Source organism: Amycolatopsis sp. NPDC088138 (genome assembly GCF_044741685.1).
GTDB lineage: Bacteria > Actinomycetota > Actinomycetes > Mycobacteriales > Pseudonocardiaceae > Amycolatopsis.
This window is the reverse complement of sequence record NZ_JBIUTB010000005.1, coordinates 43,016-68,212: the sequence shown is the minus strand read 5'-3', so window position 1 is coordinate 68,212 and position 25,197 is coordinate 43,016. Positions and strand designations below refer to the sequence as shown.

The following is a 25,197-nucleotide window of genomic DNA, read 5'->3' as shown; positions in this document are numbered from 1 at the left end:
GGCAGTCTAACGGGGAAACACCGTTCAGCGAAGGTCCATGCCGAGATCCAACGCGGGGGAAGAGTGGGTCAGACCGCCCACCGACAGATAGTCCACACCGGACTCGGCGTAGGCCCTACCACGGTCGAGGGTGAGCCCACCAGAGGATTCCAGCCGCGTCTTCGGGGAGACGTCGTCGCGGCGCGCGACCGCCTGGGCGCACTCCTCCGGCGTGAAGTTGTCCAGCAGCACCTCGTCGGCGGCCGCCGCGAGAGCTTCTTCCAGCTGCGCAAGCGAGTCGACCTCCACCTCGCACGGCAGCTCCGGCGCGTGCGCCCGGGCCGCCTCCAGCGCGGCCGTGACCGAACCGGCGGCGACGACGTGGTTGTCCTTGATCAGCACCGCGTCGCCCAGCCCCATGCGGTGGTTGACCCCGCCGCCGCACCGGACGGCGTACTTCTGCAGCAGCCGCAGCCCCGGCAACGTCTTGCGGGAGTCCCGGATCGCGGCGCCGGTACCGTCCACTTCGGACACCCACGCGGCCGTCGCGGTGGCGACGCCGGAGAGGTGGCACAGCAGGTTCAGCGCCGTGCGCTCGGCCGTGAGCAGCCCGCGGACCGGCCCGCGCAGCACCAGCGCGGGCTCCCCCGCGACCAGCCGGTCACCGTCCTCGCGCCCGGCCAGCACCTCGTAACCGTCACCCAGCACCATGTCGAACACGGCCAGCGCGACCGGCAAGCCGGCGACCACACCGTCGACCCGCGGAGTCAGCTCCGCGACGGCGATCGCGTCGGCGGGCACCGTCGACGCGGTCGTCGCGTCGGGCCCGTAGCGCAGGTCCTCGCCCAGCGCCGTCGTGACGACCCGCGTCACGTCGTCGACGTCGAGGCCCGAAGCCGCGATCAGGCGGCGGACCGGTTCGGAGATCGGGAACGTCATGCCACGCCCTCCAGGGGGATCGGGTCGGCCAGCACCGGCTGGCCGGAGAGGCTGAGCCGGATGTGCTGGCTGCGCCGCCAGGTCTCCGACGGCGCGGGGAAGTCGGTGCGCACGTGGCAGCCGCGCGACTCGGTGCGCCGGTCGGCCGCGGTGAGCAGCGCCTGCGCGACCACGGTCAGCGCCGCGTCCTCGACGGCCGCGTGCGTCCACAAGGGACTGTCCTGGGTCGACAGGTCGAGCACGGAACCGGCGGCCGCCAGGCCGTCGGCGTCGCGGCCGATCGCCGCGTACCGGCTCATCACGCGCTGCAGGGCGTCCCGCTCGGCCGTCGGCGCGGTCGTCCACGACGGCAGCCGCCCGCGCGACGGGTCGGCCAGCAGCCCGGCCGCGAGGTCCGCCGCGACGGCCTCCGCGACCCGCTGCCCGACGACCAGGCCTTCGAGCAAACTGTTGGACGCCAAGCGGTTCGCCCCGTGCAGACCGGTCCGCGCCACCTCACCGGCGGCGTACAGACCGGGCACCGACGAGCGTCCGTCCACAGTGGTCACCACGCCACCGCACGAGAAGTGCGCCGCGGGCGTCACCGGGATCGGGTCACGGGCCGGGTCGAGCCCCAGCACCGCGCACGCGGCGAACACGGTCGGGAACCGCTGGGCGAACCCGGCGATCCCGGTGGCGTCGAGGAACACGTGGTCGTCGACCCCGCCCGGCGCCGTCATCATGCGCCGGGTGATCGCCGCCGAGACGACGTCACGCGGGGCGAGGTCGCCGAGCGGGTGCACCCCGCGCATCACGGACTGGCCGGCGCCGTCGACCAGGGTCGCCCCCTCACCGCGCACCGCCTCGGTGACCAGCGGGCAGCGCCCGCGCGCACCCGGCGTGTAGAGGACCGTCGGGTGGAACTGGACGAACTCGACGTCCGCGACGGTCGCCCCGGCCCGCAGCGCGAGCGCGAGGCCGTCACCGGTGGCGATCTCCGGGTTCGACGTCGCCTGGTAGAGCTGCCCGACCCCGCCGCTGGCCAGCAGCACGGCCGGCGCCCGGACGACCCCGGGCACACCGTTGCGGTCGAGCACGGTGACCCCGGCGACCCGGCCGCCGGGCGTGCGCAGGGCGTCGACGGCGATGTGGTGCTCCAGCACCGGCACCCGCGCCTGCCCTGCCTGCGCGACCAGGGCGCGCTCGACCTCGGCGCCGGTCGCGTCGCCGCCCGCGTGGATCACGCGGAACGCGCTGTGCCCGCCCTCGCGGGTCCGGGCCAGCAGGCCGTCGCCGGACGCGGCGGCGTCGAACTTCGCCCCGTCCGCCCGGAGCCGGGCGATCGCGGCCGGGCCGCCGTCGAGGATCGACCGGGCGGCCGCCTCGTCGACCAGCCCGGCGCCCGCGGTGAGGGTGTCCTCCGCGTGCTTTTCCACCGAGTCGTCGAGGTCGTGCTCGTTTTCCAGGACCACGGCGACCCCGCCCTGGGCCCAGCGCGTGTTGCCGTCCGCGACCGCCGCCTTGGTGACCACCAGGACGTGCAGCCCGAGCGCCTGCGCCCGCAGCGCCGCGGTCAGGCCGGCGACGCCGCTGCCGATCACGACCAGGTCGGCGCGAGCTTCCCAGACCGGGGTTTTCGCCTGTGGGTCATTAACCGGCGTGCTCATTCGGCGCCGCCGGGCTGCCCGATCTCGATCATCCGCTGCACCGAAGCGCGGGCGCGAGACGCCGTTTCGGGGTCGACGTGGACCTCGTCGAGACCGTCACGCAGGCACCGCAGCAGGGCGGCCGGCGTGATCATCTTCATGTACCGGCAGGACGCCCGGTCGTTCACCGCGCGGAAGTCGATGCCCGGCGCGGCCTTGCGCAGCTGGTGGATCATGCCGATCTCGGTGGCCACCAGCACGGTCTTGGCCTTGGTGTCGCGGGCCTCGTGGACCATGTCGCCGGTCGAGAGGATCTTGACCCGCTCCGGCGCCACCGCGCCCTCGCCGGCCAGGTAGAGCGCCGACGTCGCGCACCCGCACTCCGGGTGGATGAACAGGTCCGCGTCCGGGTTCGAAGCCGCGCGCTCGGCCAGCTCCGCGCCGTTGATCCCGGCGTGGACGTGGCACTCCCCCGCCCAGATGTGGATGTTGTCCCGGCCGGTGACGCGCTTGACGTGCGCCCCGAGGAACTGGTCCGGCAGGAAGAGAACCTCCTGGTCAGCGGGGATTGAGGCGACGACGTCGACCGCGTTCGAGGACGTGCAGCAGATGTCGGTTTCGGCCTTCACCTCGGCCGTGGTGTTGACGTAGGAGACGACGACGGCGCCCGGGTGCTCGGCCTTCCAGGCCCGCAGCTCGGCGCCGGTGATCGAGTCGGCGAGCGAGCAGCCGGCCCGCGCGTCGGGGATCAGGACGGTCTTCTCCGGGGCCAGGATCTTCGCGGTCTCGGCCATGAAGTGCACACCGCAGAAGACGATGGTGGACGCGTCGCTGCTGGCCGCGATGCGGCTGAGCGCGAGCGAGTCGCCGGTGTGGTCGGCGATGTCCTGGATCTCCGGGACCTGGTAGTTGTGCGCGAGCAGGACCGCGTCGCGCTGCTTCGCCAGGCGCCGCACCTCCTCCGCCCAGGCCGCGTTCGCCTCGACGCCGCCGAACGGCGTGAGACCTTCCGGAACCAACGTGGTGGTCATCTGGCCCTCCTGGACCTGTCTCCGGTTTTCGCCTTATAATCGAAAACCGTGCGAAGTCATCTTAACACCCAGACCCCCTTGGCCCACGAGGTTTTGGGAGCGGTCCTTCAAGTGCGCTCGGACACACTCCGGGTCCTGCTGTGGCGCCGCGCGCTCGACCCGCACCTCGGCCGCTGGTCCCTGCCGGGCGGGCGGCTGCGGCCCGACGAGGACGTCGAGACGTCGATCCGGCGCCAGCTGAAGGAGAAAGTGGACGTCCGCCAGCTGAAACACGTCGAGCAGCTCGCGGTGTTCAGCGACCCGCGCCGCGTCCCCGGCCCGCGGGTGGTGGCGACCGCCTTCCTCGGCCTGGTCCCCTCCGACGTCGACCCGGAGGTGCCCGAGGACACCGAGTGGCACGACGTCGCGAAGCTGCCGCGAACGGCGTTCGACCACGAGTCGATCGTGCTGCGAGCCCGCGACCGGCTGCGCTCGAAGCTCTGTTACACGAACCTCGGGTTCGCACTGGCGCCCGAGGAGTTCACGGTGTCGGCGCTGCGCGGGCTGTACTCGGCCGCGCTGGGCTACAAGGTGTCCGCGACGAACCTGCAGCGCGTGCTCTCGCGGCGTGGCCTGCTGGTCCCCACGGGCCACACGGCGCCACCGGGACGCGCGGGCGGACGTCCCGCCGCACTGTTCTCCTTCGCCGGCAAGGGCATGCAGATCACCGATCCGTTCGCCGTGTTCAAGCCGCCGAACCGGTGACCATCCTGCGGGAGGACCGTTCTCCCCTTACCGTGGGACGCGTGACCGAGCCGGAATCGGAAAGTGACGCGACGACGACGATCCTGCCGTTGTTCCCGCTCCAGACCGTGCTGCTGCCCGGCACCCGGCTCCCGCTGCACATCTTCGAACCGCGGTACCGGCAGCTGACGGCGGACCTGGTGAGCGGGACGGTGCCGGGGCGCGAGTTCGGCGTGGTCGCCCTGCGCTCGTCGCTGACCCGCGAGGTCCGTGGTCTGGACCAGCTGTACGACATCGGCTGCAGCACGGTGCTGCGCGAGGCGAAACGCCTGCCGGACGGCCGGTTCGACGTCGTCACGCTCGCCCAGCGCCGGTTCCGCCTGCGTGAGCTCGACTGCGTCTCCGCGCCGTACCTGATCGGCTCGGTCGAATGGGTCGACGACGAGCCGGTGGCCCCGAGCGGCGGCATGGCCGAGCGCCTCGCGGCGGTCGCCCGGACGGCCCACCAACGCTACTGCGAAACGGCGTGGCGCAGCGACGACTGGACCGAGCCGGACGCCGACGCCGAGATCGCCGACCTGGCCTACCTGCTGGCCGCGGACTGCCTGCTGCCGCTCGAAGACCGCCAGCGGCTGCTGGAGGAACGCCACCCGCTGCGCCGCCTGCGCATCGCCTGCCGCCTGCTGACCCGCGAAACCGGCTTCCTGAACACGCTCGGCGCGGTGCCCCTGCCGCCGGGCGAGCTCACCGACCTGAGCCGCCCGGCCAGCCTGAACTAATGCGGGTCGGCGGAGCTCTCGGACGAGCCGTTGCCGAACTTGTTCCAGACCTTGCCCGCCGCGCCGGAGACCGCCTCGCCGACGTCGCTGAACACCTTGGTCAGCGGGTCGGCCGAGGTGCTCCACGAGTCCTTGTACGACTTCGCGGCCGACTTCAGGTCGTCTTTCCAGTCGGACGCCGGGGTGTCGTCGTCACGGCGCGGGTAGTCGCCCGCGAGGATCCCGCGGTACTCCGCCGACGCCGCCCACTTCTGCAGCTGGGCCGCGCGGACCACGGCGAACGGATGCGACTCCGTCTCGACGTAACGCAGCTTCAGGAAGCTGTCGCGGATGTCGTCGACCGACTCGTACTCGGTCGCCTGCTGCAGGAACGACGGGATGTCGATGCGGGCCGGGTCGATGCCGCCGGCGACCTGGATCTGGGCGCGCAGCGCGGCCGTCGGGTCCTGGCTGCAGAGCAGGCCCGCGCGGTCGCAGGACAGCTCGGCCTTGCGGTACCACTCGCGCAGCGCCGCGATGACCGCCCGGATGCCGAGCGCGCTGACCGGCGTCCACGACAGCGACATCTGCAGGCCGATCAGGCGCACCATGATCGTGCGGTACACCGTGTGCCCGGAGAGCACGTGGCCCATCTCGTGCCCGAGCACGAACCGCTGCGCGTCGTGGCTCATCAGCTCGACGAGCCCGGTGCTGAGCCGGATGAACGGCTCGTCCATGCCGACGGCCGCGGCCTGGACCCGCGGGTCCTGGTAGACGAACACGTTCGGCACCGCGGGCAGGTCGAGCGTCTCGGCGCACTCGTGGCGCAGCCGCTCGAGCTCCGGGTACTGCTTCGGCCCGACGCGGATCGACGACGCGAGCGCCATCAGCCGCTCACCGCGTTCGTTGTAGAACCCCGAAACGGCCTTCACGACCTGAGCGAACCCCGGCACCGCGCGCAGCGTGGCGAGCGCGCCGCGGTCCACCGGGTGCTCGTAGGCACGCGGGCTGATGCCGGGAAAACGGACGGCGTTGTGCCGCGAAACCTCGATGTCCTCGGTCACTGCTGGAACCCCCTGTGGTTTTCGAGGGGGCCCAGCCTATTGAATGCTCAGCCGAGGCGGCGGCCGAGGTCGTCCCGGCCGTTCCAGGTGGTCAGCAGGCTGTAGGTGACCGCCACGCCGAACGGGCCGGTGATCAGCACCCACCACGTCTCCAGGCGCGGTGCCAACTCGACCACCGAGCCGAGTGCGGGCGCGCTCGTGATGGCGTAGTGGCCGTCGGCCAGTGTCGGGCCCAGCCACATCCCCATCGCCGCGGCGGCGGTCACCCCGAGCACGGCGCCGAGGAAGACGACCGGCCCACGGCGCTCGCGCAGCAGCCACACGACGAGCCCGACGACGATGCCCAGGCCCAGCGTCAGGAAGCCGAAGATCGCGAGGTCGTCGAAGCGGTGCCAGCTCTCGAGCTCGAGGGCGCCGGTGGTGCCGTCGGAGGCGACGACCCGGACCCGCTCGGGCGGCGCGATCCGCGACCAGAGGAAGCCGATCGGGACACCGAAGACGGTCAGCGTGAAGAACACGCTCAGCGCGGGCAGCAGGTCGGCCTTGACGACGACCCGCGGCTGGCGCGGGCGCAACAGCACCGGCACGGACCACGGTCCCGGCACGGCCGACGGCCGGTGCGCGGGGCCCGACGACTCAGTCACCCGGTCTCCCTCCTGCAACACGTGCGACCGAGCGTAACCGGTCGGTGTGCGAGGAGCGTCAGCCGCTGGCCGTGTCGCCGTGGCGGCTGCAGCGGGCCGTCCAGCCCAGCGGGGTCACCTGGACCACCAGGCGCCGGGCGCAGTGCCCGCAGAACCGGGGCGGCTGCAGGTCCTGGCCCGGGATCCGGCAGGCCGGGTGGTCCGCACCACCCGGCCACTCCTGTCCACAGTGGACGCAGAAGGCGAGCTCAGAGGCTGTCACTGACGGCCTTGATGGGCATCTTGAGCTCGTCCAGCATCGCCAGGTCCTCGCCCGGCGACCGGCCGAGGCTGGTCAGGTAGTTGCCGACGATGATCGCGTTGATCCCGCCGAGCATGCCCTGCCGGGTGCCCAGGTCGCCGAACGTCAGCTCGCGGCCGCCGGAGAACCGCATCAGCGCCTTCGGCATCGCCAGCCGGAACGCCGCGACCGTGCGCAGCGCGTCCTTGCCTTCGACGATCTCGTAGTGCTCGTACGGCGTCCCCTGCTGCGGGATGAGGAAGTTCATCGTGCACTCGTCCGGGCCCAGCTCGGCCAGCTGCGCCGCGAACTCGGCGCGCTGCTCGACCGTCTCCCCCATGCCGATGATGCCGCCGCAGCAGACCTCCATGCCCGCCTCGCGCACCATCCGCAGGGTCTCCCAGCGCTCCTCCCACGTGTGCGTGGTGACGACCTCCGCGAAGTGCGAGCGCGCCGTCTCCAGGTTGTGGTTGTAGCGGTGCACGCCCATCTCGACGAGCTCGTCGACCTGCTCTTGGGTGAGCATGCCCAGCGAGCAGGCGATCTGGATGTCGTTGCCGTCCTCGCGGATGGCCTGCACGCCCTCGCGGACCTGGGAGAGCAGCCGCTTGTCCGGGCCGCGGACGGCGGCGACGATGCAGAACTCCGTCGCGCCGGTCGCCGCGGTCTCCCGGGCGGCCTTGACCAGGTTCGGGATGTCGAGCCAGGCCGAGCGCACCGGCGTCGGGAAGCGACCCGACTGGGAGCAGAAGTGGCAGTCCTCGGGGCAGCCGCCGGTCTTCAGGCTGATGATGCCCTCGACCTCGACCTCGGGCCCGCACCAGCGCATCCGCACGTCGTGGGCCAGGGCCAGCAGGTCGGAGAGCCGGTCGTCGGGCAGCCGCAGCAGCTCGAGGATCCCGGCTTCGTCCAGGCCGACGCCGTTTTCGAGGACCTGCTCGCGCGCGTAGGCGAGGACATCGGTGTCCGGGACTGCGGTCACGGGCGTCTCCTTGGTCGTGGTGGTGCGGAAAGCGTCTCTCATCGTGCACGAAGCGCAGTCGAGGCGACAGCGACGCAGGTCACTTCTGGGCGGACGCCCGTCCGGTGAACAGCTCGGGGTCGAACTCGCCGCCGAACCACGGCGAGAGCCCGGCCCGCGCCGCCTCCAGGAAGTCTTCGGGGGACGCGGTGCCGAGTCCAGCGGGCAGCACACCTAACAGCGGCGCGCCGGCCGCCACCGGCAGGTCTTCGAGGTTGGACAGCGCCGCGAGGTCCGGCTCGGCCGGCCAGGAGCCGATGATCACCCCGGCCACCGTGAGCCCGCGCCTCGTGGCGACCTCGGCCGTCAGCGCGGTCGCGTTGAGCGTGCCCAGCCCGGCCTCGGCCACGACGATCACGAGCGAGCCGAGCGACCAGGCGACGTCGGCCAGGCTCGAGCCGGTGCCGTCGAACCGCACGAGCAGCCCGCCGGCCCCCTCGATCAGGGTGAGGTCGTGGCCGGTGTCCAGGTCGGACGCCGCCCGCGCGATCTCGCCGGGGTCGAGCGTCGGCAGGCCGCTGCGGCGGGCGGCGGCCTCCGGCGACAGCGGGTCGGGGTAGCGGCGCAGCTCGCGGGTGGTCACCTCGGGCCCGGCCAGGCGGACGACGTCGGCGAGGTCGCCGGGCTCGTCCGGGCCGACCCCGGTCTGGGCCGGTTTCAGCACGGCCACCCGCTGCCCGCCGGCCGCGGCCAGCGCCGCGATCGCCGCCGTGGAGATCGTCTTGCCGACCCCGGTCCCGGTCCCCGTCATCACCAGCATCGTCACGAACCATCAACTTAGTGACCCCCGCGGACGGCGACCACGCGGGCGTCAGGTCTCGGGCACCACCACCGCGGCCCCGGCCGGCCGGAACGAGCGCGCGTCGCCGTCGAGCAGGTGCACCCGAGCGGCCCCGACGTCGAAGTACATCCCGGTCAGCTGCAGTTTCCCGGCCGCTTCGGCGGCCGCCACCGACGGGTACTCCCGCAGGTGCTCGAGCTGCTGCAGCACGTTGTGCAGGGCGAGCCGGTCACCTTCGCGCTCCGGGACCGCGCCGTCGAGCGTGGCGGCGCCGAGGCGGTGGGCGCTCGGTTCCGCGTGCCGGAGCCAGACCGACAGCGGCCCCGGCGGCGGGCCGTCGGCGAGCGCGGCCATCGCCCCGCAGCCGGAGTGGCCGCAGACGACGATCTCCTCGACGCCGAGCACCCCCACCGCGTACTCGATCGACGCGTTCATCGACGGGTCGGCCTGCCCCGGCGGGACCAGGTTGCCGATGTTGCGGATGGTGAACAGGTCACCCGGTCCGCTGGTGGTGATCAGGTTCGGCACGATCCGGGAGTCACCGCAGGTGATGAACAGCGTCCGCGGCCGCTGGCCGTCGGCGAGCCCGGACAGCGTGTCCCGCAGCAGCGGCGCGGCCCGGCGGTGGAACTCGGTGGCGCCGCGGCGGGTCTGCTGGGCCGGGATGTCGACGCTTTCCACCGCCTGCCAGTCCGACCACGGCGCCAGCCAGCGCGGCACCGCCCGGCTCGCGGCGAACCGCGACCGTGTCGGGCGGCCGGCCTTGCCCTCGCCGAACCACGGGTGGCCGACCTCGTCGACGTCCACCGTGCCGCCGGCGCGCTCGTGCGCCTGCTGCCAGGTGGTGAGGCTTTCGAAGGCGGCGTGGTCCAGGTAGTCGACGACCAGCTCCAGCCGCACCGGCATCCCGGCCGGGACGGCGCCGAGGACCTTGGACAGCCGCGGCACCGACAGGAACGTCAGGACGCCTTCGACGACGACGCGGTGGCGGTCACCGTCGCGTTCGACGTGGATGCCCGACCAGACCGTGCGCCGCAGCATCAGCACGAGCGCCAGCCCGATCCCGGCGAGCACGCCGGTGAGCAGGTCGAACACCACCACCCCGGCGAGGGTGAGCAGGTAGACGGGCAGATCGCCGTGCCTGAGCGCGGTCTTCACGTGCCCGGGGTCGACCAGCTTCGCCCCGACGTGCACCAGCAGCCCGGCCAGCGCGGCCAGCGGGATGTTCTGGATCAGCCCGGCGAGCAGCACGACGAACACCAGCACCCAGACGCCGTGCAGGATCGCCGACGCGCGGGTCTTCGCGCCGGCCGTGACGTTGGTGGAGCTGCGGACGATGACGCCGGTGACGGGCAGCCCGCCCAGCGCCCCGGAGACCATGTTGGCCGCGCCCTGGCCGACCAGCTCGCGGTCGAGGTTGGCACGCGGGCCGGTGTGCATGCGGTCGACGGCGACCGCCGAGAGCAGGCTCTCCACGCTGGCGATCAGGGCGATGGTGACGACGGCGAGCGCGACCGCGCCCCAGCCGCCGTCGGGCAGCTGCGGCACGAGGTGGACGTTCAGCAGGTCACCGGGCAGTTCGACCCGCGGCAGCGTCATCCCGAGGGCGACCGACGCCACGGTGGCCAGCGCGATCGCGGCCAGCGGGCCGGGCACCTTCCGGACGGCCTTCGGCAGCCGCGGCCAGACCAGCAGGATCACGATGGTGAGCAGGCCGATCATCGTGGCGGAGTCGTGGTGGGCGACGATCTGGCCGGGCAGCTCGGCGATGTTCTCGATGGCCGAGCTCTGGGCCTTGCCGCCGAGGATGACGTGCAGCTGGCCCAGCACGATCGTGACGCCGATGCCGGCCAGCATGCCGTGCACGATCGCCGGAGAGATGGCCAGCGCGGCACGCGCGATGCGGCTCAGCCCGAGCAGGATCTGGAGCGCACCGGCGGCGACGGTGATCAGGCACGTGACGGCCCAGCCGAATGTGCTGATGGTTTCGGCCATGATCACGGTCAGGCCGGCGGCGGGCCCGCTCACCTGGAGCGCGGAGCCGCCGAGCGCCCCGGCGACGACCCCGCCGACGACGGCGGCGATCAGTCCGGCGGCGACCGGCGCACCCGAGGCGAGCGCGATGCCGAGGGACAGGGGGACGGCGACGAGGAAAACGACCAGGGAGGCCGGCAGGTCGTGGCGGAGCACGGCGAGGGGTCTCATGATCACCATGCAACCGGAAATCGTGTGAAATGTCCGCTATGCACCACCCGATCGAGTGAACAACTGGCCAGATTTTGCCCGAACGACACAAATCGGGCACCCGGTTAACCGCACGTTCACGCCGAGCGTGCCTGTCGGGCGACCGGTAAACCCCTGCGCCGCAAAGGGTTCCGAGCGCCCCAAGGTGGCGCTGGGTGCATCCAACGCCCCCAAGGCGGACCTCCGATGCGCCCCACTCACCCCACGCGGCGTTCAGTGCCTGCTGATGCCGCCGCGCGGCATCCAGCCCATCTCAATGTGGCGTTGGTTGCGTCTCACGCACCCAAGAAGCCTCCGGTGCACCCAGCGCCCCAATGCGGCGTTGGGTGCGTCCCACGCACCCAAGGCGGCCCTCGGTGCGTCGAGCGCACTCAAGGCGGCCTTCGGTGCGCCCAACCACTCAAGGCGGCCCTCGCTGCATCCACCGCACCCAAGGCGGCCCTCGCTGCATCCACCGCACCCAAGGCGGCCCTCGCTGCATCCACCGCACCCAAGGCGGCCCTCGCTGCATCCAACGCACCCAAGGCGGCCCTCGCTACGCCCAACGCACCCAAGGCGGCCCTCGGCGCATCCACCGCACCGAAGGCCGCCTTGGGGCGCTTGCGGTCAGGGCGTGAGCGAACCCGCCGGAACAAACCCGCGCGAAGCGTCGTCCAAAAGCGACACCTGGGCAGCTCCCACGTCGAAGTACATCCCGGTCAGCCGGAGCCCACCACGCTCCAGGGCCGCGGCCACCACCGGGTAGCCGCGCAGGGTTTCCAGCTGCTGCACGACGTTCTGCAGCGCGAGCTGGTCGGCCTCGGCGGCGGGACGGCGGCCGCCGAGCAGCAGCGGTGCCTCCCGGGCGCGGCGCTGCAGCGTCGGCTCGCCGTGGCGCAGCCAGGCGCCGAGCTGGTGCAGGCCGGGGGGCGCCTGGCCGAGCAGCGCCTTCATCGCCCCGCAGCCGGAGTGCCCGCAGACCACGATCTCCGCGACCCCGAGCACCCCGACGGCGTACTCGATCGCGGCGCCGACCGACGAGTCGGCCCCGCCGTCCGCGGGCGGGACCAGGTTGCCGATGTTGCGGACCGTGAACAGGTCGCCCGGCCCGCTGGTGGTGATGAGGTTCGGCACGATCCGCGCGTCGCCGCAGGTGATGAACAGGGTGTGCGGCTCCTGGCCGTCCGCGAGGCCGGTCCAGGTGTCGCGCAGCAGCGGCGCGGTGCGGCGCTGGAACTCCGACGCGCCGCGGCACAGCAGCGAGCTCGCGGTGCGCTGCGCGGGCAGCGCGACGTGCTCGGCCTGCCACTCCGACCACGGCGCCAGCCAGCGCGGCACCACCCGCGCGGCGAGGCCCCGCCGCACGGTCGGCGTGCCCGCGCTGCCGCGTTCGAACCACGGGTGGCCGATCTCGTCGACCGTCACCGGCCCGGCGTGCGCCTGCTGCCAGCCGCGCAGGCAGTCGAACGCGGCGTGGTCCAGGTAGTCGACGAGCAGCTCCAGGGTGACCTCGGCGTGCGCGGGCACCTCGGCGAGCACCCGGGTCAGCCGGGGCACGGACAGGAACGTCAGCGCGCCTTCGATGACGACGCGGTGGCGGTCACCCTGCCGTTCGACGTGGATGCCGGAGAAGATCATCCGCCGCAGCATCAGCGCGAGCGCCAGCAGTATCCCGGCCGCGACGCCGGTGAGGAGGTTGACCGCGACCGCGCCGGCCAGCGTGACGACGTACACCGGGAGGTCGCCGTGCCGGTAGACGTCCTTGAGCGCGGCCGGGTTGACCAGCTTCGTCCCGACGTAGACCAGCAATGCCGCGAGCGCGGCCAGCGGGATCAGCCGCAGCGTCCCGGTGAGCAGCAGGCACGCGGCGAGGATCCAGACGCAGTGCAGGATCGCCGACATCCGGGTGCGCGCGCCGGCTTCGTAGTTGGTCATGCTGCGCACGACGACGCCGGTGACCGGGAACCCGCCGAGCGCGCCGGCGGCGACGTTCGCCGCGCCCTGCCCGATCAGCTCGCGGTCGAGGTCGGTGCGCGGGCCGCCGCGGCGCTTGTCGACCGACACCGCCGACAGCAGGCTCTCGAGGCCGGCGATCAGCGCGATGGTGACGGCGGCGAGGGCGAACCCGCCCCAGCCGCCGTCGGGCAGCCGCGGCACGACGTGCAGCGACGGCAGCCCGGCGGGCAGGTCCACACGCGGCAGGACCATGCCGGTCGCGACGGACAGGCCGGTGGCCAGCCCGATCGCGGCCAGCGGCGCGGGCACGCGGCGGACGAGCTTCGGCAGCCGCGGCCAGGCGACCAGCACGGCGAGGGTGACGACCCCGATCAGCACGGCCTGGTCGTGGTGCGCGGCGATCCGGGCCGGCAGCGCGACGACGTTGGCGAGCGCGGAGCCCTGCGCGGTGCCGCCCAGGACCACGTGCAGCTGGCCCAGGACGATGGTGACGCCGATGCCGGCCAGCAGGCCGTGCACGATGGCCGGTGACACCGCGAGCGCGGCGCGTGCGGTGCGGGTCAGGCCGAAGAGGATCTGGAGCAGGCCGGCGGCGACGGTGATCGCGCAGGTGACGGGCCAGCCGTGGGTGGCGATCGTGTCGGCCAGCACCACGGTGAGGGCGGCGGACGGGCCGCTGACCTGCAGCGGCGATCCACCGAAGACGCTCGCGACCAGGCCGCCGACGACGGCGGAGACGAGTCCCGCGAGCACGGGGGCCCCGGCGGCGAGCGCGATGCCGAGGGAAAGCGGTACGGCGACGAGGAAAACGACTATCGAGGCTGGCAGGTCGTGCTTGAGGTTCTCCAGGAACGGCTTGCGGGACGGGGGGCCGGTGTCGTGCTCTCCACGAACGATCTCGATCATGGGGGCAGGATCGCCGATACCGCGCGAAAAGTCCGCTATGCAAGCATTTCTCGCGTTTACCTCGGTACGGGATCAGCTCCGAGAAGCCGGCCTTTCACACTCGCCGACTCCGCCGTTCGCGTGGTGTAGATGATGGGTTTGCACACAGAGCGACGATGAGGGACCTTCGGGTCTCGCTGTGCGCGCGGTCACACCCGATGTGCTGAAATCCAGTGTTTACACGGCCCGTCAGTCTCCTGCGGGTGATCACGCCTTCTCCGCCACCGCCAGCATGGCGGCGGTGATCACACCCAGATCGGCGTCACTCGTGACGTACGGCGGCATCGCGTAGACCAGGTCGCGGAACGGCCGCAGCCACGCGCCCTGCGCCGTCACGACGTCCGTCGCCACCGCCATGTCCACCGGGTGGTCGAGCTGCAGCACGCCGATCCCGCCGAGCACGCGCACGTCGATCACCGACGAGAGGTCGCGGGCCGGGGCGAGGCCGTCGAGCAGGCCCTTCTCGACGCGGGTGACGTCCCGCTTCCAGGCCCCGTCCGCCAGCAGCCCGAGGGACGCGTTCGCGACCGCCGAAGCGAGCGGGTTGCCCATGAACGTCGGGCCGTGCGCGAGCACCGGCAGCGCGCCGCGCGAAATGCCGTCGGCGACCTCGGGCGTGCACAGCGCCGCGGCCATGCTCAGGTAGCCGCCGGTCAGCGCCTTGCCGAGGCACAGCACGTCCGGCGTCACGCCCGCGTGCTCGGCGGCGAACAGCGTGCCGGTGCGGCCGAACCCGGTGGCGATCTCGTCGAAGATCAGCAGCACGCCGTGCGCTTCGGTCAGCTCCCGCAGCGCGCGCAGGTACGCGGGGTGGTGGAAGCGCATCCCGCCGGCGCCCTGCACCACCGGCTCGACGATCACCGCGGCCAGCTCCCCGGCGTGCCGCGAAATCTCCTCGGCCAGCATGTCCACATAGGACTGATCGGGCGAGGTGTCGAAGCCGGACGGCGGCGCGGGCACGAAAACCTGCTCCGGCAGCACCCCGCGCCACAGCGAGTGCATGCCGCCGTCGGGGTCGCAGACGCTCATCGGCGTGAACGTGTCGCCGTGGTAACCGCCGCGCCAAGTGAGCAGCCGGCGCTTCTCCGGCAAGCCGCGGGAACGCTGGTACTGCAGGCACATCTTGGCCGCGACCTCGACCGACACCGAGCCGGAGTCGCAGAGGAAAACGTGCTCGAGGCCGTCCGGGGTCAGGTCGACCAGCGTCTTCGCCAGGGTGATCGCGGGCTCGTGCGTCAGGCCGCCGAACATCACGTGGCTCATCCGCCCGGCCTGGCCGGTGAGCGCGGCGTCGAGCACCGGGTGCCGGTAGCCGTGGATCGCCGACCACCACGACGACATCCCGTCGACCAGCTCCCGGCCGTCGGCGAGCTTCAGCCGCACCCCGCTCGCCTCGGACACCAGCAGCGACGGCGCCTTCGCCGGCATCGGCGCGTACGGGTGCCACACGTGCTGGGCGTCCAGGGCGAGGAGGTCGGCGGAGTCCATCCGCCGATTAAATCAGCGCAGCCGGACCGGCAACGACTCCAGGCCGTGGATCAGCGAGCTGGGCCGGTAGACCAGCTCGTCCGGCTTCGCGTCCAGTGCGAGGTCCGGGAACCGCGCGATCAGGCCGCCCAGGGCGATCTCGGCCTCCAGCCGGGCCAGCGGCGCGCCGACGCAGTAGTGGATGCCGTGCCCGAACGCCAGGTGGCCGCCCGCGGCGCGCGTGATGTCGAGCTTGTCCGGCTCGGCGTAGCGCTCCTCGTCACGGTTGGCGCCCAGCAGCGAGATCAGCACGAACTCGCCCTCCGGGATCGTCACCCCGCCCGCCTCGACCGGCTCCACGGTGAACCGCAGGGTGGCCAGGTGGATCGGGCCGTCGAAGCGGAGGAACTCCTCCACGGCGTTCGGCAGCAGCGACGGGTCGGCACGCAGCAGAGCCAGCTGCTCCGGCCGGCGAAGCAGCGCCAGCACACCGTTGGCGATCAGGTTGACCGTGGTTTCGTGCCCGGCGACCAGCAGCAGGAAGGCCATCGACACCAGCTCGGGCTCGGACAGCGAATCGCCGTCGTCGCTCGCGTGCACCAGGTCCGACAGCAGGTCCTCGGCCGGCTCGGCGCGCTTCTGCGCGATCAGGCCGGTGAGGTAGCCGAACATGTTCTGGGCCGCGGCCTGCGCGTCTTCCGGTTCCGACGAGCTCAGCAGCGTCTTGGACCAGTCCGCGAACTCCGTGCGGTGCTCCGGCGCGACGCCGAGCAGCTCGCAGATCACCGTGATCGGCAGCGGCGCGGCGAAGGACGGCAGCAGGTCGGCCCGCTCCTGCCCGGCCAGCGCGTCGAGCAGCTCGGCGGTGATCTCCTCGATCCGCGGCCGCAGCCGCGCGACGGTCCGGCCGGTGAAGGCCTTGTTGACCAGCTTGCGCAGCCGCGAGTGGTCCGGCGGGTCGGTGTTGAGCATGTGGTGGCCCAGCGCCTCGCCGAAGCCGCCCTGCGCGGTCGCTCCCGCGGGCAGCTTGGACTCGAACAGCGCGTGCGCGCGCACGTTGTCCTTCTGCAGCCGGGAATCGGCCAGCAGCGCGCGGGCCTGCGCGAAGTCCGTCACGATGTAGCAGTCGAGGCCACGCGGCATCCGGGCCAGGCGCACCGGCCCGCCCGCGCGCAGCAGCTCGGCGAACAGGTGCGCGTCCTGCGCGAAGTCCTCGGCCACTTCAACCGTCGTCATGCTTCCCCCTGGAAGTCGGCCGCGTCAGCGCTCGGCGAGTGCCGCCACCACGCGATCGGTCACGTCCTGCCAGTATGCCCGCTGTTCCTCGCGCTCTTCCGCGCCCGAAAGCCATTCCTGGTGGAACCGCAGCGTGGTCTTGGACCCCGAGCCGCTGAGGCGCACCTGGACCGTGGAGTCGTGGTCCCAGTCCTGCGGCCGCCAGGTGAGCCGGACGCGGTCGCCCGCCACGAAACTGCGGATCTCGCCGACCGTGCCGTTTTCGGTCTCGTACTCCGCGCCCGTTTCCCGCGGCAGCTCGACGCCGGGGCCCAGCCAGATGGCGACGCCCTCCCGGCTGACCAGGAAGTCCCAGACCTCCGCGCCCGGGTGCGGCAAGGTGCGGGAAACCCCTATGTTCCAACCGACATCGGCCGTCTTGCCCGTGGAGGAGCTGACTGAAGAAGTCATGCCCGCATCATCCCATCGGGGTACGACGAAAACCGTCCCCGGTCCGGGTGGAGGATCTCTTCCCGTGCGCTACCGTCCGATTTCCCCCGCCGTCCTGGCCGAAGAGCTGACCGAACGCATCGGCGCGCTCACCGAGCGCCCCCGGATCGCGGTCGCGATCGACGGCGCGGCGGGTGCGACGGAAACCACAGAACTCGCGGACGCCCTGGTCGAGCCGCTGCGCCTGCGCGGCCGTGCGGCCCTGCGCGTCTCGGCGCGCGACTTCCTGCGCCCGGCGTCGCTGCGCTTCGAACACGGCCGCACGAACCCCGATGCCCGCTACACCGACTGGCTCGACCTCGGCGCGCTGCGCCGCGAGGTGCTCGACCCCCTGGCCGGCGGCGGTTCCGGCGAGATCCTGCCGTCGCTGTGGGACGCCGACCGCGACCGCGCGACCCGCGCCGCCCGCGTGCCGGTGCCCGAAGGCGGCGTCGTCATCCTCGACGGCGAGCTGCTGCTCGGCGCCGGTCTGGCCTTCGACCTGGCCGTGCACCTGTGGCTCTCCCCCGCCGCGCTGCGCCGCCGGGTGCCGGACACCTGGGCGGTCCCGGCCTACGAGCGCTACGAGGAGGAAGCGGACCCGAGCGCGCTGGCCGACGTCGTGGTGCGCGTCGACGACCCGCGGCACCCGGCGCTGTACACGCCCTGACGGCTCAGTCTCCGCGGACGGCGGCCACCGGATCGCCGTCCAGCAAACCGGACAGCCGGTCCGCCATCACGTCCCAGCGCCAGTTCTCCGTCACCCACGCGCGCCCCGCCTCACCCATCCGGCGGGCCCGCACCGGGTCCGCGAGCAGGCTGGCGACGGTCTCGCCCAGCTGGCCGACGTCGCGGCCGTCGACGACGTGCCCGGTCACCTCGTCCAGCACGGCTTCGGGCGCGCCGCCGGAGTTGCCCGCGACCACCGGCAGGCCGGTCGCCGACGCCTCCAGGTAGACGATGCCGAGGCCTTCGACGTCGAGGCCCCGGCCGCGGGTGCGGGCGGGCATCGCGAAGACGTCGCCGGCCGTGTAGTGCGCGGGCAGCTCGGCCCACGGGACCGACCCGGTGATGACGACGTCCCGCTCGACGCCGTGCTCGGTGACCAGCTGGGTCAGCCGCTTGCGGTACGGGCCGCCGCCGACGATCAGCAGCGCCGCGCCGGGCACCCGTTCCTTCAGCTTCGGCATCGCGCGGATCAGCTGGTCCTGGCCCTTGCGCGGGACCAGCCGCGACACGCACACCACCGTCGGCCGGTCGCCGAGGCCGTGCCGCGCGCGGATCTCCTCGCGCGCGGCGGGGTCCGGCCGGAACAGCTCGGTGTCCACACCGGACGGCAGCAGCTCCAGCCCGGCCATCGCGCCGAACGCGGCGGCGAACCGGCCGCGGGTGTAGCGGCTGACGTAGGTGACGACGTCCACGGTGTCGCCGATGCGCCGCAGCGCCTGGCGCGAGCCCGGGAGCATGGACCAGCCGACCTCGTGGCCGTGCGTGGACGCCACGACGCGGCGCGCCCCGGCCTGGCGCAGCGGGTGCCCCAGCAGCGCCAGCGGCGCGGCGGCGCCGAACCAGACGGCTTCGCAGTCCCGCGCGCGCATGATCTGCTTCGCCCGGCGGAGCACGTCCGGCGTCGGCAGCATCAGCGACGTCGGGTGCCGGACGACCTCGAACGGCGCCTCGGCGTCGAACTCCTCGTGCGACCCCGTCCGCGACTCCCACGACGGCGCGTAGACGACCAGGTCGTCCGCCGGCAGCCGGGTGGCGAGGGAGTTCAGGTAGTTCTGGATCCCCCCGGGCCGGGGCGGGAAGTCGTTGGTCACGAGCAGGGTCTTGAGCACGCCCCAGAGGCTAGCGGCCGCCACCGACGGCGAAGGGGCGGCACCGCGTGTGCGGTACCGCCCCTTGCGTTGTCTCAGTGGTGCGAATTCACGACGTCGGGCGTCGCGCTCCCGCGTACTGGCTCTGCAGCGGCGAAATCTTCACGACGTCACCGGTGTCGGGCGCGTGCACCATCTTGCCGTTGCCGACGTACATGCCGACGTGCGAAACGGGCGAGTAGTAGAACACGAGGTCGCCCGGCTGGAGCTGGTCCCGCGGCACCGCGGCGCCGAAGGTGGACTGCTCCCGGCTGGACCGGGGCAGGGTGATGCCGGCCTGCCTGTACGCCCAGAGCATCAGGCCCGAGCAGTCGAACTGGCTCGGCCCGGTGGCACCCCAGCTGTACGGGCTGCCGAGCTTGCTCAGGGCCGCGTCGAGCGCCTTCTGGGCGGCCGCGGTGGGAGCCGCGAGCCCGGGAGGCGCCGAGCCGGTGTCGCGCTGCGAGGCCTTGTCGAGCGCGCTCAGGCTCTTGTTGGCCGCCTTGAGCTGCTCGATCTGGTCGTTCAGCGTCTTCTGCTTGGCCTGGATGTCCGAGGTCAGCTTCGCCGCCGCGTCACGGGCGTCGGTCGCCCGCTTCGCCGCGTCGCTCGCCTTGGTCTCGGCGTCCGTGGCCTGCCGGACGGCGCCGGTGAGGTTGCCCATCGCGCCGTTCTTCTCGGTCGCGATGACCTCGAGCGCCGAGGAGCGGTCCAGGAAGTCCTGCGTGGACGTCCCGGCCAGCAGCGCCGACAGCTTGTTCAGCTGGACGCCGCTGGTGAACGACGCGCCGGCGAACTTGTCGACCTCGGTCTGGTACTTCTTCTGGTTCGTGCTCGCCACCGCGGCCTGGTCCTTCGCCGCGTTGACGTCGTTGGTGGCCTTGTCGAGGTCACCCTGCTTGGCCTTCAGGTCGTCCTGGGCCTTGAGCAGGTCCTCGTTGAGTTTCTCGGCCTGGGCCGCGAGATCGCGGTACTGCGCGAGCGCGTCCGAACCGGTGGGCGGGGCTTGGAGAACGGGGATGGGGGCGGCGGAGGCCGTCGGCTGGGCCAGGGTGACGAGGGTGATCACCGAAGCCGCGGCGAGGGCACCTGACACCACGCGCCTGACTGGATGCGACTGCACGGTCGCGCGGGTCTCCTTTGCGTCTCGGCCGCCGAGGGGGACCGGGGCACGAAGAGGTCGGGGGTTCCTCTTCGCCGCTCGTCCCGCCGATCGCTCGTCTTCTCCCGCAACAGGTTCTCCCGCAACAGGTGAAGCGCGCGATGGTGGTTCCGGCTCCCAGCTTCCCGACAAAGCTGCGTCCGGCGGCAATCTCGCGTCGCCGCCTCATCGACGGCCAGGGGCCACGAGATCTCGGACAGGTTACGAAAAGACCGCCACCACGTCCACCACCCCCGGCGCAAAAACTCTGCGTGACGCCGCTAAACACCATCGGACCAGCGGGGGAGAAAACATGTGATGGGCGTTACACGCTGGGGATATTCCCTTCGTCTTTTCGACTACCGACCGTTCACCTGATCCGATCGACCACTCGGCGCGCCGACACGAAACGGCCGTGTCAGGCGGTGCGCAAAGCCGGTCCCTCCACCAGACGGAGCCGGGGCACCATCCCCGCCTCGGCCAGCGCGTCCACGGCGCGGCGCTCGTCGGCATCCCACACGACGGCGGGCGGCGCGCCGAGCAGGACGGTCACCACGCAGTCGTGGCAGGAGATGCCGCGCACGACGCAGCGGTCGCAGTCGACCACGACGTTCTCGATGTCGGATACGGAAATGTGCGAGACGTCCACTTCGGACAACTCGGGGGTGCCGGTCATGTGGTCCTCCTCACGTCGGAACTGCTGCTCCGCACGTTAGGCGGCACCACCGACAGTTTCCGGCGCCCAGATCGCCCACAGCGGCTCCGATTCACCCGATCGGGGTTCCGGGACGCGGAGACCTCAGACGCGGCTGAGGCGCGTCACGAGCACCGCAGAAGGCATCGGGTGCGCCCCGCCGCCACGTCGCAGTCGACTTCGAACGGGTGAACCTCCCGAGCCGGCGCTCACCACGTCGGGGAGCGGCCTGCGCGCGGAGCTCTCAGACGCGGCTGAGGCGCGTCACGAGCACCGCGGACGGCGTCGGGTGCGCACCGCCGCCGCGGACCGAGTCCGCCACCGCGCGGTCGGACGTCGCGACCACCATCGGCCGGCCCGCGGGCTCGGCCGCGACCAGGTTGCGGATCACGTCGTCGGCCAGGACCCCGCGGTCGGAGAACAGCACCCGGACCCCGCGCGGCACCGAAGCCGGGACCGACAGCACGCCGGCGCCGTCGAAGACCACCGTGACCTCGGCCGACGTCCGCGCGGCCAGCGCGGAGAGCTGGTGGATCAGGCGGTCGCGCTGGTCGGCCAGCGCGAGCTCGGGGTAGCCCGTCTTGGTGACGTTGTACCCGTCGACGATCAGGTGCACGTTGGGCAGCGCGAGGTAGCGGTCCAAGGTGGACACGTCGGCGATCTTGCCGCCCTGGCCGAGGCCCGAGCTGGCACCGCGGACCATGTCCGCCGGCCGAGCGCCGCGGGCGCCGAGGGCCAGTTCGCGGCGCAGGCCGGTGACCGCGCCGTCGATGGTGTCGACGAGCAGGGCCAGCCGCACCTCGTCGGCTTCCCGGGCCTCGCGCGCGGACTGGCGGGCGATCTCGGCGTCGGCGACCGCGCGCTCGGCGCGCTTGTGCTCGTTCGCAACGCGCTGGCGTTCGCGCGCGAGCTGGGCGTTGAGGGCCGCGATCTCCTCGGCACGCGCCGAGGACCCGCGTTCGGCCTCCGCGGAGGCCACTTCGGCCGCGTCCTTGGCCTGGCGGAGCTGCACACCCTGCTCGCGCAGCCGTTTCAGGAGCTTCTCGACTTCACCTTCACGCTCGCCGCGGACACTGGCGGCGGACGCCTTCGCCTCGGCGAGCTCGGCGCGGACCTGGACCAGCTCGGCTTCGAGCCGCTGGCTGCGGGCGAGCGCCACGTCCCGTTCCGCGCGCAGCGAGTTCTCCTCGGCGTTCTTCGCGACCAGCCGGACGCGCCCGGCGGCACCGGACTCGCCGAGCAGCACGGCGGCCGCCGCCGCGGCGACCGACTCCGCGGCGTTGGGGTCGAGGGCGTCGGTCCGGTGTTCACGCAACCACTCGATGACCGCCGTGCGGAACTGGGACGACTCGCCCAGCGCGGCCAGCAGGGCGGCCCCGCCCAGCTTGGCGCGCTTGGCCGGCGCGAACTTGGCGACGGGCCGCAGCTGACGGGGCACGTCGGTGTTCGGCAGCTTGGCGACGGCGGCCGCGGCCAGCTCGGCGATCCGGTCGCGGACCGCCTCCGGCAGCGCGGGCCAGGAGGCGGGCTCGGGCCGCTCACCCGCGTCGTCGGCCTCCGGGCGCGGCGCGACACCCGAGGGACCGGCGGGGTCCCCGGGCGGCTCCGGCACGAGCGGCTGCGGGTGCATTGGTCCAGGGTAGGCCCCGGCCCCGGATCCCGCGTCGCACGCCATGCCAACCCTGCGCGACCGGCCGGTCGCCGAAAATTGTCGGGGGTGGCCTCTAGGGTCGCGGCCATGCGTTCGGTCCAGGCACAGCTCGCGTTCGACGAGCTCGGAACTCCGTTGCGGGACACGACTTTCGTGGTGTTCGACCTCGAGACGACCGGGGCCGGGCCCGGGCCGAGCGAGATCACCGAGATCGGCGCGGTGAAGGTGAGCGGCGGCCAGGTGCTGGGCGAGTTCGCGACACTGGTGAACCCCGGGAAGGTGATCCCGCCGCAGATCGTCTCGCTCACGGGCATCACGCAGGCGATGGTCTACGACGCGCCGCCGATCGAGGAGGTGCTGCCGGCGTTCCTGGAGTTCATCCGCGGGGCGGTACTGGTGGCGCACAACTCGGGGTTCGACACCTCCCACATGCGCGCGGCCTGCGAAGGGCACGGTTACGTCTGGCCGAAGGCGACCGTGGTGTGCACGGTCCGGCTGGCCCGGCGGGTGATCCCGCGTGACGAGGTGGGCCGCTACAACCTGCTGGCCCTGTCGCTGCTGTTCGGGGCCCGCACCCGGCCGTCGCACCGGGCGCTGGACGACGCGCGCGCCACCGTCGACGTGCTCCACGGGCTGCTGGAGCGCGTCGGCAACCTGGGCGTCCATTCGCTCGAAGAGCTGATGGGCTACCTGCCCGAGGTCACGGTGGCCCAGCGCGCGAAGCGGCACCTGGCCGCGGACCTGCCGGCCGCGCCGGGCGTCTACCTGTTCCGGGGCCCGAAGGAGGAGGTCCTGTACGTCGGCACGGCGAAGGACCTGCGGCGGCGGGTGCGGACCTACTTCACCGGCTCGGAGGGGCGCAGCCGGATCCGGGAGATGGTCGCGCTGGCCGAGCGCGTCGACCACGTCGCGTGCGCGCACTCGCTGGAGGCCGAGGTGCGGGAGCTGCGGCTGATCGGTGCCCACCGGCCGGCCTACAACCGGCGCTCGAAGAACCGGCACCAGGGCTGGTGGGTGGGCCTCACGGACGAGGCGTTCCCCCGGCTGTCGGTGGTGCGGCTCCCCCGTCCCGGCGTGCTGGGGCCGTTCCGCAACCAGGCCGACGCCCGCACGACCGCGGACACCCTGGCCGGCGCCTCGGGCCTGCGGACGTGCACCCAGCGGATCTCGCCGAAGGCGCCCAGCGGCACCCCGTGCGTCCTGGCCGAGCTGGGCCGCTGCGGGGCGCCGTGCGCGGGGCGGCAGAGCGTCGAGGCGTACGGCCCGGCGGTCGAGTCGGTGTCGGGCCTCATCGCGGGCCTCGACGGCGCCCCGCTGCGCGCCGCGGCGGCCCACCTGGAGCGGCTGGCGGAGGGACAGCACTACGAGCAGGCGGCCCGCCACCGCGACGAGCTGGCCGGCCTGATCAAGGTGCTGGGCCGAGCCCACCGCCAGGCGGCCCTGGCCGCGATCGGCGAGCTGATCGCGGCCGCCCCGGACGGCGCGGGCGGCTGGGAGCTGTCGGTGATCCGCTACGGCAGGCTGGCTTCGGCGGGCGTCGCGCGCCGAGGGGTGCCGCCGATGCCGGTGGTGGAGGCCCTGGTGGCATCGGCCGAGACGGTCATGCCGGACCCGGGCCCCCTGCACGGCGCGCCCCCGGAGGAGGTGGGAGTGCTGCTGAGGTGGCTGGCCCGCCCGGGAGTCCGCCTGGTCCGGACAACCCGCCCCTGGGCCGAACCGGCAACGGTAGCCGGGTGGCGGGCGTGGCTGGACCTGGTCACGGAGGCCCACTCCCTGGAACACGCCGGCTGAGGGCCGGAGTCCTCGGCGGCAAGCACCTCGGCGATCCACACCGCGAGCTGGCTCGACCGCCGCATCGCGCCTGGCGTGGCTCTGCCGCTGGCCGGCGCACAGCGGCAGAGCCGGCCGAAGCCGACCCCGTCGCAGCCCGGTGAACCGCTTGGCCAGCGACCGACCGGCCACATCGTGCTCGGTGCGGCCTCCCCGCCGCCGACCGCAGCGGCAACAGCCGGAGAACGAAAGGCTCAGGCCCCCGGTGTCGAGTCAGGGCAGGCCGAGCGCCCCGGACTGACTTGACCAGCGGCCCGCCGTATCGCGCTCGGCCCGGTCTCACCCGCCGGAGCGAGCCGGAGAACCAGGGTTCAGAGCGCACACGGCGGCTTAGCGGAGCCACGCGGCCGCGGGCTCACTAGGATCGCGGGCGACACCCCGCAGACGAGTCTTGGAGGACCCAGGTGATCACCGCGATCGTGTTGATCCAGGTAGAGGCGGACGCGATCCCGGACGCCGCGCAGGCGATCGCCGACCTCGAAGGCGTCGGTGAGGTCTACTCGTGCGCCGGGGACGTCGACCTCATCGCCACCGTGCAGGTCGCCGCGCACGAGGACCTCGCCGACCTGATTCCCGGGCGGATCGGGAAGGTGCCGGGTGTGCTGGACACCGTCACGCACATCGCGTTCCGCTCCTACTCCCGCGCCGACACCGAGTCGGCCTTCTCGATCGGCGCCGAGGAGTGAGAACCGAGGTGCCGCCGGAGCTGGCCGACGCGCTCGCGGCGGCCCCGGACGCGGCGGCGCTGTTCGCGGCGCTGCCGCCCTCCCACCAGCGCGAATACACGAAGTGGGTCGCGGAAGCCAAGAAGCCCGAGACCCGCGTCTCCCGCGCCGGGAAGACCGTCACCAGGCTGCGGGAAACGCACTGAAGGCCACCTCCCGA

23 protein-coding genes are annotated in these 25,197 nt (G+C 72.8%); 6 read left to right on the top strand and 17 right to left on the bottom strand.

Annotated elements, in window-relative coordinates:
* Positions 1 to 24 precede the first annotated feature (24 nt).
* Genes nadC through nadA form a run of 3 tightly spaced genes read right to left on the bottom strand, consistent with a single transcriptional unit; the run spans position 25 to position 3,574 of the window.
* Positions 25 to 918 carry a carboxylating nicotinate-nucleotide diphosphorylase gene (nadC, locus tag ACIOD2_RS26730; RefSeq protein ID WP_400543479.1) on the bottom strand — a complete coding sequence of 298 codons (894 nt, stop codon included), beginning with the start codon at positions 916 to 918 and terminating at the stop codon, positions 25 to 27.
* Entirely contained in the window at positions 915 to 2,564 is a 1,650-nt protein-coding gene (locus tag ACIOD2_RS26725; protein ID WP_400543476.1) for an L-aspartate oxidase, read from the bottom strand. Before ACIOD2_RS26725 ends, nadC begins: the two co-directional genes overlap by 4 nt.
* Positions 2,561 to 3,574 carry a quinolinate synthase NadA gene (gene nadA / locus ACIOD2_RS26720; protein ID WP_400543473.1) on the bottom strand — a complete coding sequence of 338 codons (1,014 nt, stop codon included), beginning with the start codon at positions 3,572 to 3,574 and terminating at the stop codon, positions 2,561 to 2,563. Before nadA ends, ACIOD2_RS26725 begins: the two co-directional genes overlap by 4 nt.
* Before the next feature lie 111 nt (positions 3,575 to 3,685).
* Between nadA and ACIOD2_RS26715 the strand changes: the two genes are divergently transcribed.
* Positions 3,686 to 4,318 (top strand): NUDIX domain-containing protein, encoded by a 633-nt coding sequence (locus ACIOD2_RS26715; RefSeq protein WP_323332620.1) that lies wholly within the window; start codon positions 3,686 to 3,688, stop codon positions 4,316 to 4,318.
* Between the two features lie 41 nt (positions 4,319 to 4,359).
* Positions 4,360 to 5,076, top strand: coding sequence for an LON peptidase substrate-binding domain-containing protein (locus tag ACIOD2_RS26710; protein ID WP_400543470.1), 717 nt, complete (start codon positions 4,360 to 4,362; stop codon positions 5,074 to 5,076).
* Here ACIOD2_RS26710 and ACIOD2_RS26705 read toward each other — a convergent pair.
* The 10 genes from ACIOD2_RS26705 to ACIOD2_RS26660 form a co-directional block, all read right to left on the bottom strand.
* On the bottom strand, positions 5,073 to 6,119 hold the full coding sequence (locus ACIOD2_RS26705; RefSeq protein WP_400543467.1) for a M48 family metallopeptidase: 1,047 nt from the start codon (positions 6,117 to 6,119) through the stop codon (positions 5,073 to 5,075). The genes ACIOD2_RS26710 and ACIOD2_RS26705 overlap by 4 nt on opposite strands.
* Positions 6,120 to 6,166: 47 nt before the next feature.
* Entirely contained in the window at positions 6,167 to 6,763 is a 597-nt protein-coding gene (locus ACIOD2_RS26700) for a DUF2567 domain-containing protein (RefSeq protein ID WP_400543464.1), read from the bottom strand.
* Between the two features lie 58 nt (positions 6,764 to 6,821).
* Positions 6,822 to 7,025, bottom strand: coding sequence for a hypothetical protein (locus ACIOD2_RS26695; RefSeq protein WP_400543461.1), 204 nt, complete (start codon positions 7,023 to 7,025; stop codon positions 6,822 to 6,824).
* Positions 7,012 to 8,025 carry a biotin synthase BioB gene (gene bioB / locus ACIOD2_RS26690; protein WP_400543458.1) on the bottom strand — a complete coding sequence of 338 codons (1,014 nt, stop codon included), beginning with the start codon at positions 8,023 to 8,025 and terminating at the stop codon, positions 7,012 to 7,014. The genes ACIOD2_RS26695 and bioB overlap by 14 nt, the downstream gene beginning before the upstream one ends.
* 79 nt (positions 8,026 to 8,104) lie before the next feature.
* Complete coding sequence (gene bioD / locus ACIOD2_RS26685) at positions 8,105 to 8,830, bottom strand: dethiobiotin synthase (RefSeq protein ID WP_400543455.1); 726 nt, start codon at positions 8,828 to 8,830, stop codon at positions 8,105 to 8,107.
* Positions 8,831 to 8,875: 45 nt separating this feature from the next.
* Positions 8,876 to 11,059 carry a SulP family inorganic anion transporter gene (locus tag ACIOD2_RS26680; protein WP_400543452.1) on the bottom strand — a complete coding sequence of 728 codons (2,184 nt, stop codon included), beginning with the start codon at positions 11,057 to 11,059 and terminating at the stop codon, positions 8,876 to 8,878.
* A 636-nt stretch (positions 11,060 to 11,695) separates the two neighbouring features.
* Positions 11,696 to 13,930, bottom strand: a complete 2,235-nt coding sequence (locus tag ACIOD2_RS26675; RefSeq protein WP_400543449.1) for a bifunctional SulP family inorganic anion transporter/carbonic anhydrase — start codon at positions 13,928 to 13,930, stop codon at positions 11,696 to 11,698.
* A gap of 246 nt (positions 13,931 to 14,176) precedes the next feature.
* Complete coding sequence (locus ACIOD2_RS26670) at positions 14,177 to 15,457, bottom strand: adenosylmethionine--8-amino-7-oxononanoate transaminase (protein WP_400543446.1); 1,281 nt, start codon at positions 15,455 to 15,457, stop codon at positions 14,177 to 14,179.
* A gap of 12 nt (positions 15,458 to 15,469) precedes the next feature.
* On the bottom strand, positions 15,470 to 16,672 hold the full coding sequence (locus ACIOD2_RS26665) for a cytochrome P450 (RefSeq protein ID WP_400543443.1): 1,203 nt from the start codon (positions 16,670 to 16,672) through the stop codon (positions 15,470 to 15,472).
* Positions 16,673 to 16,696: 24 nt separating this feature from the next.
* Entirely contained in the window at positions 16,697 to 17,122 is a 426-nt protein-coding gene (locus ACIOD2_RS26660; protein ID WP_400543440.1) for an SRPBCC domain-containing protein, read from the bottom strand.
* 64 nt (positions 17,123 to 17,186) lie between these two features.
* Between ACIOD2_RS26660 and ACIOD2_RS26655 the strand changes: the two genes are divergently transcribed.
* A complete protein-coding gene (locus ACIOD2_RS26655; protein WP_400543437.1) occupies positions 17,187 to 17,810 on the top strand; it encodes a uridine kinase in 624 nt (207 codons plus the stop codon).
* Positions 17,811 to 17,814: 4 nt separating this feature from the next.
* Here ACIOD2_RS26655 and ACIOD2_RS26650 read toward each other — a convergent pair whose 3' ends face one another.
* From ACIOD2_RS26650 to ACIOD2_RS26635, 4 genes are all read right to left on the bottom strand, one after another.
* Positions 17,815 to 18,978: a glycosyltransferase family 4 protein gene (locus tag ACIOD2_RS26650; RefSeq protein WP_400543434.1), complete on the bottom strand. Its 1,164-nt coding sequence runs from the start codon at positions 18,976 to 18,978 to the stop codon at positions 17,815 to 17,817.
* Between the two features lie 88 nt (positions 18,979 to 19,066).
* Entirely contained in the window at positions 19,067 to 20,119 is a 1,053-nt protein-coding gene (locus tag ACIOD2_RS26645) for an NlpC/P60 family protein (RefSeq protein ID WP_400543431.1), read from the bottom strand.
* Between the two features lie 436 nt (positions 20,120 to 20,555).
* Positions 20,556 to 20,813: a hypothetical protein gene (locus ACIOD2_RS26640; protein WP_323332594.1), complete on the bottom strand. Its 258-nt coding sequence runs from the start codon at positions 20,811 to 20,813 to the stop codon at positions 20,556 to 20,558.
* Positions 20,814 to 21,075: 262 nt separating this feature from the next.
* On the bottom strand, positions 21,076 to 22,461 hold the full coding sequence (locus tag ACIOD2_RS26635; protein ID WP_400543428.1) for an NYN domain-containing protein: 1,386 nt from the start codon (positions 22,459 to 22,461) through the stop codon (positions 21,076 to 21,078).
* Between the two features lie 108 nt (positions 22,462 to 22,569).
* Here ACIOD2_RS26635 and ACIOD2_RS26630 point away from each other — a divergent pair, with 108 nt between their 5' ends.
* From ACIOD2_RS26630 to ACIOD2_RS26620, 3 genes are all read left to right on the top strand, one after another.
* Entirely contained in the window at positions 22,570 to 24,273 is a 1,704-nt protein-coding gene (locus tag ACIOD2_RS26630; protein WP_400543425.1) for a DEDD exonuclease domain-containing protein, read from the top strand.
* 443 nt (positions 24,274 to 24,716) lie between these two features.
* Positions 24,717 to 24,998 (top strand): Lrp/AsnC family transcriptional regulator, encoded by a 282-nt coding sequence (locus ACIOD2_RS26625; RefSeq protein WP_400543422.1) that lies wholly within the window; start codon positions 24,717 to 24,719, stop codon positions 24,996 to 24,998.
* Positions 24,995 to 25,183: a YdeI/OmpD-associated family protein gene (locus tag ACIOD2_RS26620; protein WP_400543419.1), complete on the top strand. Its 189-nt coding sequence runs from the start codon at positions 24,995 to 24,997 to the stop codon at positions 25,181 to 25,183. The genes ACIOD2_RS26625 and ACIOD2_RS26620 overlap by 4 nt, the downstream gene beginning before the upstream one ends.
* Positions 25,184 to 25,197 lie beyond the last annotated feature (14 nt).